The sequence below is a fragment of the Microbispora siamensis genome (assembly GCF_016863095.1).
Classification (GTDB): Bacteria; Actinomycetota; Actinomycetes; order Streptosporangiales; family Streptosporangiaceae; genus Microbispora; species Microbispora siamensis.
In genome coordinates this window covers 247,024-260,474 of the sequence record NZ_BOOF01000004.1, presented here as the reverse complement: position 1 = coordinate 260,474, position 13,451 = coordinate 247,024, and the positions used below count along the sequence as shown (strand labels likewise).

The following is a 13,451-nucleotide window of genomic DNA, read 5'->3' as shown; positions in this document are numbered from 1 at the left end:
CCACAAAAGCGACCATCTCTCACCATGGAACTGACAACGTTGTCTAAGGCCGTGAAATGGGAGATGATCCCTGCGTGGGAGAGACGAGACGCGGCCGTCCGACCATGAACGACGTGGCCGCCGCGGCCGGTGTGGCGCTCAAGACCGTCTCCCGCGTCGTCAACAACGAACCCGGCGTCAACGCCGTGACCGCCGGACGCGTGCAGGAGGCCATCGAGCGGCTCGGCTACCGCCGCAACGACAGCGCGCGCATCCTGCGGCGGGGCCGTACGGCGAGCATCGGCCTGGTCATCGAGGACGTCGCCGACGCCTTCTACTCCAGCCTCAGCCGCGCCGTGGAGGACGCCGCGCTGCACCACGGCTACCTGCTGTTCACCGGGTCGTCCCGGGAGGACGCGGCCCGCGAGCGCGATCTCGTGCTCGCCTTCTGCGCCCGCCGGGTGGACGGGCTGATCATCGTGCCTGCGGGGAGCGACCACGGTTACCTCGCGCCCGAGTTCGAGGCCGGGATCAAGGCGGTCTTCGCCGACCGGCCGGCGGGCGCGGGATGCGAGGCGGACACCGTCCTGTGCGACAACGCGGGCGGTGCACGGGCGGGCACGGCCCACCTGATCGCGCACGGCCATCGCCGCATCGCCTTCCTCGGCGACTCCCCCGGGATCTTCACCGCCGCCGAACGGCTGCGCGGTTACCGGCAGGGGCTGGCCGCCGCCGGCCTGCCGTACGACGAGGGGCTGGTGGTCATGGGGCCGCCGGATCCGGCGCGGATGCGGGCCGACCTGACCCGGCTGCTCACGGCGTCCGACCCCCCGACCGCGTTGCTGACCGGCAACGGCCGCACCACCGTGGAGACCCTGCGGGCGCTGGCCTCGCTCACGGACGCCGCCGACGCGGGCGCCGCGGGCGGACTCGCCCTGGTCGGGTTCGACGACTTCGAACTGGCCGACCTGCTCGGCATCACCGTGGTGGCGCAGGATCCCGCCCGGCTCGGCCGTACGGCCGCCGACCTGCTGTTCATGCGCCTGTCCGGGGACGAGAGGCCGACCAGCAGGATCGAAATCGCTACGCGGCTGGTTCCGCGGGGCTCGGGCGAGCGCCCTCCCCTGCCCCGCCGGGACCGTACGGCGGGCTGACCCGCCTCGGCCGGTCGCCGCGCAGATCACCCCGCAGATCACCCCGCAGATCACCCCGCAGCGCGAGCACGACGGCGATCACACCGCAGCCCGACAGCGCGATGGCGAGATGGGCGGGCACGAGTTCGGCGAGGGCGCCCGCGGCGGCGGCGCCCAGCGCCTGGGCCGTCATCAGCCCGGACGTCTGCAGGCCGAACGCCTGCCCGCGCGCGGCCTCGGGAACCGCGTCGAGGAACCGCCGCTGGAGCCCCAGGTTGTAGGCGAGCCCCGCCGCGGCCAGGGCGGCCAGCGCCGCCGCCACGGCCACCCCCGGGCGGACGGCGAACCCGAGCAGCGGCACGCCCAGCAGGAGCGCCAGCGCGAAGGGCAGCCGTTCGCGCACGGCGGGCGGGGCGAACCTGCCGACGGCGAACTCCCCCGCGCCCATGCCCGCCGCCGCCGCGGCCAGCACGACCCCTGCGCCCCACGCCGATCCCTCACCCGTGAGGTACGGCACGTAGACGGCCTCCGCGCCGACCGAGAGCATCGGCGGCAGCCACCCGGCCAGCAGCAGTCCCCGGACGGCGCGGTCGGCCAGCAGCGCCCGGTTGACCCGCAGCGTCGTCCGTACGGCCCCGGCCCGGTGGTTGAGGGCGGAGAGCGAGGCACGCGCCGGGCGGTCGCGCAGCCCGAACCGGGTCAGCGCCGCGCTGCCCAGCGAGAGCGCGGCGGTGATCAGCAGCGCCCTGTGCGGGCCCGTCACGGCGAGCAGACCCCCGCCGACGGCCAGCCCGGCGACCTGCGCGCCCGCCGAGGTCGTGGTGAACACGGCGCGGCCGAGCACGTACGCGTCCCCCGCCAGCACGTCGGGCAGCACGGCGCTGCGCGCGGCCGAGAACAGGGGTGTGGGCACGCCCGCCGCGAACACCAGCGCCAGCATGAACCCGATCGGCAGGTCGCCGAGACCCAGAACGAGACACGTGGCCACGCGCAGGAGGTCGCCCGCGACCATGAGGGTCCGCGGGCGCCACCGGTCGGCGAGCGACAGCAGGAGCATCCCGCCCGCCACCTGCGGCAGGAACCCGATCATGTACGCCAGCGCGGCCAGCCCGGGCGATCCCGTCCGCGCGAAGACGAGCACGGAGAACGCGAGCATCTTCACCGTGTCGCCCAGGACCAGCAGAAGCTGGCTCCCGAACAGCACACGGAACTCCGCGACGGCGAAGCACGCCCGGAACGTCGATCTCTCCTGGTTCGCGGCCATGGTCACGGCCCACCTCCCGGCGCCCATGCTCGGCGTGCCGCCTCCGGCCGCGCTAACGTTTCGGAAATGGCCGAAGGGTGAGCGCGCGCGTGTATCGGATCGAGGTGAGCCCGCAGGACGTCGCCGCCAGCCGTTTCGCGATCTCCCCGCTCAACGAGACCATGCACGCGATGTGGGTGCTGTCGGGGCGGATGCAGGCGGGCGCGCACGCGTCCTGGGCGCAGACGGCGCGCCCCCGGTTCGCCCGGCTGCTTTCCGGCAGCCCGGGAGCGCGGGCGCTGGTCGCGCTGTTCCGGCAGGGTGCCTACAACGCCGACTTCATCGCGCCGCCGCCCACCGGGGTCAACGTCGCCTTCGCCGAGGAGATCGCGGCGATGCGGGCGACGCCCCTGGAGCGGGCCCGGGCCGAGATCGCGATGTCGCTGGACGGCCGTCCGCCTCCACCCGCGGAGATCAGGCAGGTCCTGGAGGACGACGACGTGGTCGCGCTCCTGGCCGACGGGCTCGAGCGCACCTGGACCGAGCTGGTCGCGCCGCAGTGGCCCCGCTTCCACGCGATCCTGGAGCGCGACGTGATCCAGCGGGCCGGGCGGCTGGCGACGTACGGCTGGGCGGCGGCGCTCGGCGACCTCGGCCCGCGGGTGCGCTGGCGACCCGAAGCGGCCCGCATCGAGGTGGCGGCCTCAGGCGACCGGGACGAACGGCACCGGCTGGGCGGCCGGGGCCTGCTGTTCCTGCCCAGCCTCTTCGTCCGCAAGGTGATCGCCTACCTCGACGAGGCGTGGCCGTACGCCCTGGTGTATCCGGCGCGCGGGGTGGCGGCGGCGCAGCCGGGGGCGGGCGGCGCGAGGGCGCTCGCCGGACTGGTCGGCAGGTCCCGGGCCCGGATCCTGGCCGAGCTGGAGACCCCGGCGACCACCACGCAGCTCGCCGCCCGCCTCGGGCTGGCGCTCGGGACGGCCGGCGGCCACCTGACCGCGCTGCGCGCGGCCGGGCTGGTCGCCGGCGCCCGGGTCGGGCGGCAGGTCCTCTATCGGCGCACCCCTCTCGGGGACGCGCTGGTGGCCGGCCGCCTCGACCCCTGAGAGTCAGCCCTTGAGCGCGCCCGCCATGAGACCGCGCATGAAGAACCTGCCGAGCAGCACGTAGATGATCATTGTGGGGATGGACGCCAGGATCGCCGCCGCCATCTGCTGGCTGTACGGCGTCGTCACGGCGCCCGCGATGTTGTTGAGCATGACCGTGGTCGGCCAGGAGCTCGGCCCGGTGAGGAAGACCGCGAACAGGAAGTCGTTCCACATCGAGGTGAACTGCCAGATGATCACCACGGCGAACGCCGGGCCGGAAACCGGCAGCACGATCGACCAGAGCGTACGCAGCATCCCCGCGCCGTCGACGCGGGACGCCTCGATGAGCTCGTCGGGAATCGTGACGTAGTAGTTGCGGAAGATCAGCGTGCAGATCGGGATGCCGTACACCACGTGGGCGAGTACCAGGCCCGGGATGCCGCCGTACAACTGCACGCCGAGCGCGTCGCCCACGTTCACCATGAGCTGCACCAGCGGGATCATCACGCCCTGGTACGGGATGAACATGCCGAACAGGAACAGCGTGAACAGCACGTCGGCGCCGGGGAAGCGCCACTTGGACAGCACGTACCCGTTCAGCGACCCGAGGGCGGCGGAGATCAGCGATCCGGGGATCGCGAGCAGGAAGCTGTTGACGATGCCGGGTTCGAGCTTCTCCCAGGCGACGCTCCACGCCTCGGTCGTCCACACCTTGGGGAGGTTCCACGCCTGTGTGGGATCGGCCTCGGTGAGCGGCTTGAAGCTCGTGACCAGGAGCACGTAGACCGGGATCAGGAAGACCAGGACGAACAGCAGCAGCAGGACGAGCCGCACCCACGTGCCGGCCCGGCCCTTCTCGCGGACCGGGGCGGCGGGCGCAGTGCGCGGGGCCTTCTCGGCGACGTGCGCGGTCATCAACGCTTCCCCTTACGGGCGTCCCAGATCAGGTAGGGCACGACGAAGACGGCGACGGACAGCACGATGTAGGACGCGATCGTCGCGCCCTTCGCCGGGTCGTGGGAGTCGTAGACCGCCGTCCACATGAACGTCGCGGGCACGTCGGTGATGATCTGCTTGCCCGACACCGCGACGACGAGGTCGAAGACCTTCAGCGAGATGTGGCCGAGGATGATCAGCGCGGACAGCGTCACCGGGCGCAGCATCGGCAGCACCACGTGCCGGTAGACCCCCCACTCGCTGCAGCCGTCCACCCGGGCGGCCTCCCGCAGTTCCTCGGGCACGCCCCGGAACCCGGCGAGGAACAAGGCCATGATGTATCCGGACATCTGCCAGATCGCCGGGATCGCCATGGCGGCCATGCCCCAGTCGGGGTCGCGGAACCACTGCCACTGCAGGAAGTCGAGCCCCACGTAGTGGAAGAGCCGGTTGAGCCCGACCGCCTGCTCACCCGTCGCGCTGTTCATCAGCCACCGCCAGACCACGCCGGTGGCGATGAAGGAGACGGCCATCGGGAACAGGTAGACGGCGCGGAAGCCGCTCTCCGCCCGGATGCCCTTCTCCATCAGGAAGGCGAGGAGCCAGCCGAGGACGAGCGCGCCGCCGACGAAGACCACGGTGAAGACGATCGCGTGCCGGACCGACAGGCCCCAGCGCTCCTCGCTCCAGATGCCGGTGAAGTTCTCCAGCCCGACGAAGTTGCCGGGGATCTCCGCGATCTCGTCGTGCTTGTCGGTCATGGCGAGCTTGAAGTTCCAGCCCAGCAGGCCGTACACGAAGACCGCGATGAGGATGATCGACGGCGACACCAGGAGTAGCCCGGGCAGCCATCTGCGCACCCGCGTCACTTGTACCTCTCAGAAGTCAAGTACGGCCCACGCCGTGTGGACCCAGCGTGGGCCGTACGAGGAGATCAGGTCACTGGCCGCTGTTCTTGGCCGCCGCGACCAGCGCCTGCTGGAACTTGGCGACGTCCTTGTCCTGCTGGAAGAGACCGACCGCGTCGGTGATCGCCTGACGCCACTGGTCGTTGGCGACCACGCCGTGCTGGATCGAGCCGGCCAGCTTGTCGCTCGCCCACTGCTCCAGGTCCCACGACAGGTAGTCCTTGTAGAGGGACTGGTCGGCGTCCTTGCGGGCCGGGATCGAGCCCTTCAGCGGGTTGAACGCGTCCTGGCCCTCCTTGCTGGCGGCAACCTTCAGCCACGCGATCGCGCCGTCGCGGTTGGGCGCGCCCTTCGGCAGGGTGAAGCTGTCCGACAGCCACATGAAGGTGCCGTCCGTGCCCGGCGACGCGGCCCAGTCGAAGTCCTTGTGCGACTCCTTGCCGAGACCGCCCTCCGGCGGGTTGTGGAAGTAGCCGTAGGCCCAGTCGCCCATGATGTTGAAGGCCGCCTCGCCGTCGGCGACCTGCTTGGCCGCCGGCTGCCAGTCGTCCTGCGGGCTGCCCGCGTACGACAGGATGGTCTTGAAGTTCTCCAGCGCCTTGGTCACGTTCGCGTTGGACCAGTCGGCGTTGGCCGTCCACAGAGCGTTGTAGGCGTCGGTGCCGAGCGAGCCGAGCAGCACGGACTCGAGCAGGTGCACCAGGGTCCACTGCGAACCGATCGACAGCGGGATCTTCCCGGACTTCTTGACCTTCTCGAGGTCGGTGATGAACTCCTCGATGGTCTTCGGCGCGCCGTCGATGCCGGCCTTCTTGAGGACCGAGGGGTTGAACCACAGCACGTTCGACCGGTGGATGTTCACCGGCACGGAGTACACCTGGCCCTGCACCGAGATCTGGTCGATGAGCTGCTGCGGGAAGACCTCCTTCAGCTTCAGCTCGTCGTACAGGAAGTTCAGCGACTCCAGCTTGCCGCTCTTGATGTAGCCCTGGAGCTCGGCGCCGGCGTGGCCCTGGAAGGTGTCCGGGGGCTGGTTGGCCTGCAGCTTGCTCGACAGCAGCGCGCGGGCCTGGTCGCCCGAGCCGCCCGCCACCGCGGCGTCGAAGAACTCGAAGTTCGGGTTCTGCTTGGCGAAGATCTCGCGCATCGCCTTCAGGCCGTCGGCCTCACCGGGACCCGTCCACCACGAGAAGACCTCGACCTTCTTCTGCGCGGCCTGACCGCCTCCGCTCTCCTGCTTGTCACCGCCACCACAGGCGGAAAGAGTGAGCAGACCTGCAACAGAGACCGCGACGGCCGCCATCCACCGTCGTCTCATCGCAACATTCCTTTCAGGCTTTTTCACGAGGATTTCGGGCCCCCGAAGACACATATGGCTGACAACGTTGTCAGCAGGCCCCATCAACCCACTTTCACCGGCACGCCGTCAAGTTTGTGCCGATAACGTCTCTGCATACGGGCCCTGGCGAGGTGTTAGGGGCATGCGTCAAGGCCGCCGCCGCGAAGGAGCCCCGAGAAATTGTCGGCGCGGGCGCTCACACTGCAGGCATGACGGTCACACAACAGGGGGGACCAGATCATCTGTCGGAGGACGACCTGCCGGACATGGCGGACGTCGAGTCTCCGCAATGGGCGCGACACTACGGCACGATGGCGGGGCTGGGCTTCCTCACGGTCGCGCGGCGGCTGCCCCGGCTGATCCGGCAGGCACTGGGCATCGCCTGGGAAGCGAGTCCCCGCGACACCGTGGCCACGGTCACGCTGAGCACACTCGGCGGCGTCTTCACCGCCTTCGGCCTGCTCGCCACGACGGGCGTGCTGACCGCGCTGTTCCAGGCGGGCCCCACCCCGGACCGGGTCCGGGCCGCGCTGCCCAGCCTGCTGCTCGTGGGCCTGGCCGCCATCGCGCGCACGGCCCTGCAGGCCGGGGCCGGGTGGGCCCAGTCCCGGCTCGAACCGCAGGTCAGCCGGATCACGGAAGAGCGCCTCTACACGCTGACCAGCCAAGTCGACCTCGTCTGCTTCGACGACCCCGAGTTCCACGACGCGCTGCAGCGGGCGCGCATGCGCGGCATGCAGATGGCCGAGATGGTCGTGAGCACGGCCATCGACACGCTGTCCGGCTTGGTCGGAATCGTGGCCGCGGCGGGTGTGCTGGGCGTGCTGCACCCCGTGCTGCTGCCGCTGCTCCTGCTCGCGGTCGTCCCCGACGCCTGGGCGGCCGTCCGGGCCGCGAGGATGCGCTACACGACCGCCCTGGTACTCGTCCCGGCCAGACGGCGCAAGTGGATCATCGAGGAACTGCTGGCGGACAAGGACACCGCGGCCGAGGTCCGCACGTTCACCATGCGTGGCTTCCTGCTGCGGATGTTCGACGCGGTCGCCCGGGGCGAGCAGCGGGTCATGCTCGACCTCGCGCGGCGGCAGACCCTCGCCCGCGTCCTCGGCGAGGCGCTGGGCGGCCTCGGGCAGGGCGCGGTCTACGTCGCGCTCGGCCTGCTGCTCGCGGCGGGCGCGGTGCCCCTCGCGGTGGCCGGCACCGCGGTGCTGGCCATCCGGTCCGGCCAGACCTCGCTGTCGAACTTCATGTACGCGACGAACCGGCTCTACGAGGAGGGCCTCTACTTCACCGACTTCCTGGACTTCATCGCGCACGCCGAGGGCCGCATCCCGCCCGCCCGCGACCGGACGGCCCCCGACGGATTCGGCCGCATCACGGTCGAGGAGGTCACCTTCTCCTATCCCGCCGCGCCGACCCCCGCCCTGCGCGGGGTGTCGGTCCGCATCGAGCGCGGGGAGGTCGTGGCCCTCGTCGGGGAGAACGGCTCGGGCAAGACGACCCTCGCCAAGATCCTCGCCGGGCTGTACGAGCCGGACGGCGGCCGCGTCCGGTGGGACGACGTCGACCTGTCCGAGGTCGATCCGGACAGCCTGCGCCGCAGGATCGCGGTCATCGCCCAAGACCACACCCGGTGGCCGCTGACCGCCCGCCACAACATCACGATGGGCATGGAGAAGGGCGAGGCCGAGGTGGTCCGCGCCGCCGAGGTCGCCGGCGCCGACCAGGTCATCGCCGAACTCCCGTACGGCTATCGCACGCTGCTCGACCGCCGGTTCAAGAACGGCCAAGAACTGTCGGGCGGGCAGTGGCAGCGGATCGCGGTGGCCCGCGGCTTCTACCGGGACGCGCCCCTGCTGATCTGCGACGAGCCCACGGCCGCCCTCGACGCCAGGGCCGAGCACGCGTTGTTCGAGCGGATCCGGCAGCACGCGGACGGCCGTACCGTGCTGCTCATCACCCACCGCCTCGCCAGCGTCCGCTACGCCGACCGCATCTACGTGCTCGACCACGGCAAGGTCCGCGAGCACGGCACGCACGAGGAACTGATCGCCCTCGACGGCCTCTACGCCGACCTCTACAACCTCCAGGCCGAGGCGTACCGCACGACGTGAGTCAGGTGCCCGGCCCGCTCACGAGCGGGCCGGGCACGCGTGCGCTCAGGAGGCCTGCTCGCAGTCGGGGAGCATGTCGCGCATGGTCCGCACGTCCTTGTAGTACTGGATCTTCCGCTGGATCGCGCCCTGCTTCTGGCGCAGGTCGGCGACCTGGGCCTCGACCTTCCGGTCGTGCTCCTCCAGCAGCGCGATCCTGTCCCCGATGGTGTGCTCGCCCTGCCGTACGAGTTGCGCGAAGCGCAGCATCTCCGCGATCGGCATGCCGGTGTCCCGCAGGCAGCGGATCATGCCGAGCCAGCTCACGTCGTCCTCGGTGAACCGCCGCTGGCCCGCCGCGTTACGGCCGACCGGCTCCAGCAGCCCGATCCGTTCGTAGTACCGAAGGGTGTCGAGGCTGAAACCGGTCTCCTCGACGACCTGTCCAGGTGTGTACACGGCCACGCCTTTGATCCTGTCACATCGAATCTCGCACGCATGAAGGCTTTCGCGTACACGTGGGTCGTTTCCTGCAGGCGTTTCGCAAGCGGCTCGCAACTCGCCGACTTATAACAGGTCCTGCCCGTACGATCCGGTGCCCGTGTCTCCCCAGGGGGCGTACGGGCGGCGTCCCCGATGGAGCCAGTGAGAAATGCCCGGCATCCCCCGCTCAATCGCCGGTTTGGTGACCCTCTCCGCCGCGGTTCTGCTGTCGACCCCGATGACCCCGGCAGCCGCGGCGACGCCCGGCGACCGCCTCCCCTGCCGCCCCGGCAGCGGCCCGCACCTCCCCGGCCGGGACCTCACCCGGATGGCGCTGCCCGCCGACCTGTCCTGCGCGGACCTCCGGGGCGCCAAGCTGGACGGCCTGACCGTGCGCAGCCCGCTCGTCGGCGCCGATCTGAGCGGAGCCTCGCTCAAGGGGGCCCACCTCGGGTACGCCCAGATGGCCGGGGCGAGGCTGCGCAAGGCCGACCTGTCCGAGGCCGAGCTGTACTACGCCGACCTGCGCGGCAGCGACCTGCGCGAGGCGACGATGGACGACTCCTCGCCCTACTACGCGCATTTCGAGGGGGCCGACCTGAGCGGGGCCACGATGGCGCGGGCCAAGGCGTACGACGCGCAGTTCGACGACGCGAAGCTGGTCGGCGTCGATCTGACCGACGCCGCCGCCTACGGTGCGGACATGCGCCGGGCCGACCTCAGGCGGGTCAAGGGGGCGAAGGCCAGGCTCTACGGCGCCACCTTCATCAAGACCGTCCTGCGGCAGGCGGACCTCAGCGGCGCGCAGTTGTACGAGTCGGTGATGACCGGCGCGGACTTCCGGGGGGCCGACCTCGCCGGGGCCGACCTGCGGGACGTCAGGGATGCCCGGCTGGCCGGGAGCAGGGGGGTGCCCAGGTTCCTGCCGGCGCCGGACCCGTCGTGCGAGCCCGGCAGCGGTCAGGACTACCGGGGCTGGGACCTGACCGCGGTCACGGACTTCCCCGACGACCTGAGCTGCGCCGACCTGACCGGCGCCAAGCTGGACGGCGTCGACCTGACGGGGGTCAAGCTGGACCGGGCGATCCTCCGTGACGTCTCCGCCGTCGGAACGGGCCTTCGCTCCGTGAAGGGCGCCGACCTGCGGGGCGCGCGGCTGCGGCGCGCCAAGCTCGGCAGCGCCGATCTCGTGGGGGCCGACCTGTCCCGGGCCGACCTGTCGGACGCGGCGCTCGGCAGCGCCAACCTGACGCAGGCCAAGCTGGCCGGCGCCGACCTCAGGGACGCGGAGCTGATCAGCGTCACGGCCGACCAGGCCGACTTCACCGGCGCCAGGATGGACCGGGCGTACCTCCACAGCGGCAAGTACCGGGACGCGGTCTTCCGCAAGGCCATCTTGACCGACGCCGATCTGAGCGACGCCGAACTGCGGGGCGCCACCTTCGAAGGCGCCGAGGTCACCGGGCTGAAGCAGGACTTCGCCCAGGACATCGACCTGTCGGGGTCCTCCAGCCGGCTGTCCGTCGGCTGGCTGGTCTTCTTCGGCATCGCCGGCCTCGTCGTCTTCTGGATCGTCGTCGGGGTGACCACGGCACGGGTGCGGCGGCGGAGAATCGCCAGGGAGCAGGCCGCCGCGAGAGCGGTCCGGTTCGAGGACGCCAGACGCGTGCAGGAGGAGAACGTGACCCGGCTGGGCGAGGAGATCGACAGCCTGACGGACCGGACCGGCGAGGTGGACTGGAACGCGGTCCTGGACGCCTACGACGCGGCGAAGGAGGCACTGGCGAGCGCCCGCGACATGAGCGATTTGACGGACGTCGAGACCATCGTGGCGCGCGGCCGCAAGGCCCTCACCCGCCCCCGGTGAGAGCCGCTTGTGCTGGAGTGCGCTCCAGGCGGCAAGGTGGTCGGCATGAGAATCGCTCTGGGAACGATCCCCTTCGGGACCACCGTGGACGAGGCGACCTCGTTCGCCATCCTCGACCGCTTCGTCGAAGGCGGCGGAACGATCCTCGACACGGCCAACAACTATCCCTTCTGGCAGGAGGGCGCGACCGGCGACGAGAGCGAGGCCACCATCGGGCGATGGCTCGCCTCCCGGCGCAACCGGGACAGGGTGGTGATCAGCACCAAGTGCGGCGCCCGCCCGTCCGTGCCCGGCGCCCGTACGCTCGACGCCGCCGAGGGCCTGTCCGCCGGTGTCATCCGGGCCGCGATCGAGGGCAGCCTGCGGCGTCTCGGCACCGATCACGTGGACGTGTACTGGGCCCACATCGACGACAGGTCCACGCCGTTGGAGGAGACGGTCGCCGCCTTCGACGAACTGGTGCTCGCCGGCAAGGCCAAGGAGGTGGGCGCGAGCAACCACGCGGTGTGGCGGCTGGAGCGGGCCCGCTCACTGGCGGCGGCCCGTGGCGGCACCCGGTACAGCAACGTGCAGCTACGCCACTCCTACCTTCGCCCCCGCCCCGGCGTACGGCTGCCCGAGGGCGGGCACACCCTGGTCACCGAGGAGCTGCTCGACTACGTGCGCTCCGAGGGCGACCTGACGCTGTGGGTCTACACCTCGCTGCTCGCGGGCGCGTACGCCGGCAAGCCGCTGCCCGAGCACTACGACCACCCGGGCACCACCAGGCGGCTCGCCGTGCTGGACGAGGTCGCGGGCGAGCTCGGCGCGACGCGCAACCAGGTCGTGCTCGCCTGGCTGCGGGCGCAGGACATCATCCCGATCGTCGGCGTCAGCTCGGTCGCCCAGCTCGAAGAGCTCCTGGTCGACGTCAAGCTCGACGACGAGCAGATCGCCCGCCTCGACGCCCCCGCCTGACCATCGCATGGCACCTCCGGTGGCGGCACGAACCGGCCCCCGCCACCGGAGTCGGCGTGATCGGCGAGGCCGCCCGCGGGCGGGCGCGCCGGTGACGGGCGCGGCTAAAGCCCGAGAAGGCTGTCGATGCCGGCCTTGATCTGGTCCTCCGTCACACCGCATTCGACCGTGAGGTGCTCGAACAGGCTCGGCACGAATGGCGCGAGCAGCAGATGGGCCAGGATCGTGGGGTCCGATTCGGGTCTCATCTCGCGCAGCAGCATGGACACATGCGTGTGCATGGTGAGGTAGGCGCCGCTCTGGTAGCGGGCTCCCGGTGAGGCGCTCTCCGCCGCCGCCATGATCTCGCCCTGCTCGATGATCCGGCCGGCGACCGTGTGGAGGAAGGCGCGCAGCCGCTCGGCGGGCGGGGCGCCGGGGCCGAGGGGCGGTGGACCGGTCATGAAGGCTTCCTGGAAGCGCTGCTCGCCGTCGTCGAGCACCGCGAACAGGAGGCGGCTCACGTCACCGAACCGGCGGTAGACGGTGCCAACGCCCATGCCCGCGGCGTGCGCCACGGCGTTCATGGTGACGGCTTCCGGGCCCTGCTCCGCGATCAGGCGAGCGGTCGCGTCGAGGATCTTCCGCCGGTTCCGCGCGGCGTCCGCGCGCTCCGGCAGGGCCTGTCCGGTGACGGGAAGCTCGGTGCGGGGCATGGTCCCGAGGCTACCTGAAGTGATCCACCTCCGGAGTTGCGAACCGGATAGTTATCCGATTTACTGCCAGTCAACCGGATAGGTATCCGGTTGATCCTCGTCACTTCGGAGGAGACTCACCATGAGTGCCAAGATCGCTGTCGTCTACTACTCGGCCACCGGCAACGTCCACCAGCTCGCCAAGGCGGTCGCCGAGGGCGCGGAGAAGGCCGGTGCCGACGTCCGGCTGCGCCGCGTCCCCGAGCTGGCCCCGGACTCCGCCATCGACGCCAACCCGGCCTGGCGCGAGCACGTCGAGGCCGCCAAAGACGTCGAGGTCGCCACACTGGACGATCTGGTTTGGGCGGACGCCTACGCCTTCGGCTCGCCGACCCGTTTCGGCAACATCGCCTCACAGCTCAAGCAGTTCATCGACACCACGGGGGGCCTGTGGCAGCAGGGCGTCATGGCCAACAAGCCCGCCACCGGTTTCGCCAGCGCCCACAACGCCCACGGCGGCAACGAGTCGACGCTCCTCGCCCTCTACAACACCTTCCACCACTGGGGTTCGATCATCGTCGCGCCCGGCTACACCGACCCGGTGGTGTACCCCGCGGGCGGCAACCCGTACGGCACCGCCCACCGGGGCGGCGCGGGCACCCCGTCCGAGGAGACCCTCGCAGCCGCCCGCTACCAGGGCGAACGCCTGGCGGACATCACTACCCGCCTCCTGGCCGGCCGGGCTGCTTGA

Annotated in this window: 12 protein-coding genes; 6 read left to right on the top strand and 6 right to left on the bottom strand. The window is 71.1% G+C overall.

Translation table 11 applies throughout. From position 1 onward, the window contains the following. Positions 1-74 precede the first annotated feature (74 nt). The gene (locus Msi02_RS05550) at positions 75-1,133 is read left to right on the top strand and encodes a LacI family DNA-binding transcriptional regulator (RefSeq protein WP_239108145.1); all 1,059 of its coding nucleotides are present in this window, start codon (positions 75-77) and stop codon (positions 1,131-1,133) included. Here Msi02_RS05550 and Msi02_RS05545 read toward each other — a convergent pair. Then, positions 1,063-2,376: an MFS transporter gene (locus tag Msi02_RS05545; protein ID WP_204047512.1), complete on the bottom strand. Its 1,314-nt coding sequence runs from the start codon at positions 2,374-2,376 to the stop codon at positions 1,063-1,065. The genes Msi02_RS05550 and Msi02_RS05545 overlap by 71 nt on opposite strands. Before the next feature lie 89 nt (positions 2,377-2,465). Between Msi02_RS05545 and Msi02_RS05540 the strand changes: the two genes are divergently transcribed. Beyond that, the gene (locus tag Msi02_RS05540) at positions 2,466-3,461 is read left to right on the top strand and encodes an ArsR/SmtB family transcription factor (protein WP_239108144.1); all 996 of its coding nucleotides are present in this window, start codon (positions 2,466-2,468) and stop codon (positions 3,459-3,461) included. Between the two features lie 3 nt (positions 3,462-3,464). On the opposite strand, the gene Msi02_RS05535 is transcribed toward Msi02_RS05540, so the two are convergent. From Msi02_RS05535 to Msi02_RS05525, 3 genes are all read right to left on the bottom strand, one after another. Then, positions 3,465-4,358, bottom strand: coding sequence for a carbohydrate ABC transporter permease (locus Msi02_RS05535; protein WP_079312624.1), 894 nt, complete (start codon positions 4,356-4,358; stop codon positions 3,465-3,467). Further along, positions 4,358-5,239: a carbohydrate ABC transporter permease gene (locus tag Msi02_RS05530; protein ID WP_306291585.1), complete on the bottom strand. Its 882-nt coding sequence runs from the start codon at positions 5,237-5,239 to the stop codon at positions 4,358-4,360. The genes Msi02_RS05535 and Msi02_RS05530 overlap by 1 nt, the downstream gene beginning before the upstream one ends. A 79-nt stretch (positions 5,240-5,318) precedes the next feature. Beyond that, positions 5,319-6,605 carry an ABC transporter substrate-binding protein gene (locus Msi02_RS05525; protein ID WP_079312628.1) on the bottom strand — a complete coding sequence of 429 codons (1,287 nt, stop codon included), beginning with the start codon at positions 6,603-6,605 and terminating at the stop codon, positions 5,319-5,321. 230 nt (positions 6,606-6,835) lie between these two features. On the opposite strand from Msi02_RS05525, the gene Msi02_RS05520 reads away from it, so the two are divergent. Further along, on the top strand, positions 6,836-8,740 hold the full coding sequence (locus tag Msi02_RS05520) for an ABC transporter ATP-binding protein (protein WP_204047348.1): 1,905 nt from the start codon (positions 6,836-6,838) through the stop codon (positions 8,738-8,740). 45 nt (positions 8,741-8,785) lie between these two features. On the opposite strand, the gene Msi02_RS05515 is transcribed toward Msi02_RS05520, so the two are convergent. Further along, complete coding sequence (locus Msi02_RS05515) at positions 8,786-9,184, bottom strand: MerR family transcriptional regulator (RefSeq protein WP_079312630.1); 399 nt, start codon at positions 9,182-9,184, stop codon at positions 8,786-8,788. A 187-nt stretch (positions 9,185-9,371) separates the two neighbouring features. Between Msi02_RS05515 and Msi02_RS05510 the strand changes: the two genes are divergently transcribed. Together Msi02_RS05510 and Msi02_RS05505 are read left to right on the top strand one after the other, a co-directional pair. Then, positions 9,372-11,069 carry a pentapeptide repeat-containing protein gene (locus Msi02_RS05510; RefSeq protein ID WP_204047347.1) on the top strand — a complete coding sequence of 566 codons (1,698 nt, stop codon included), beginning with the start codon at positions 9,372-9,374 and terminating at the stop codon, positions 11,067-11,069. 45 nt (positions 11,070-11,114) lie between these two features. Then, the gene (locus Msi02_RS05505) at positions 11,115-12,026 is read left to right on the top strand and encodes an aldo/keto reductase (RefSeq protein ID WP_204047346.1); all 912 of its coding nucleotides are present in this window, start codon (positions 11,115-11,117) and stop codon (positions 12,024-12,026) included. Positions 12,027-12,130: 104 nt separating this feature from the next. Here the strand turns inward: Msi02_RS05505 and Msi02_RS05500 are convergent, their stop codons facing one another. Beyond that, on the bottom strand, positions 12,131-12,721 hold the full coding sequence (locus tag Msi02_RS05500; RefSeq protein ID WP_204047345.1) for a TetR/AcrR family transcriptional regulator: 591 nt from the start codon (positions 12,719-12,721) through the stop codon (positions 12,131-12,133). Between the two features lie 121 nt (positions 12,722-12,842). Between Msi02_RS05500 and wrbA the strand changes: the two genes are divergently transcribed. Further along, the gene (wrbA, locus tag Msi02_RS05495) at positions 12,843-13,451 is read left to right on the top strand and encodes an NAD(P)H:quinone oxidoreductase (protein WP_204047344.1); all 609 of its coding nucleotides are present in this window, start codon (positions 12,843-12,845) and stop codon (positions 13,449-13,451) included.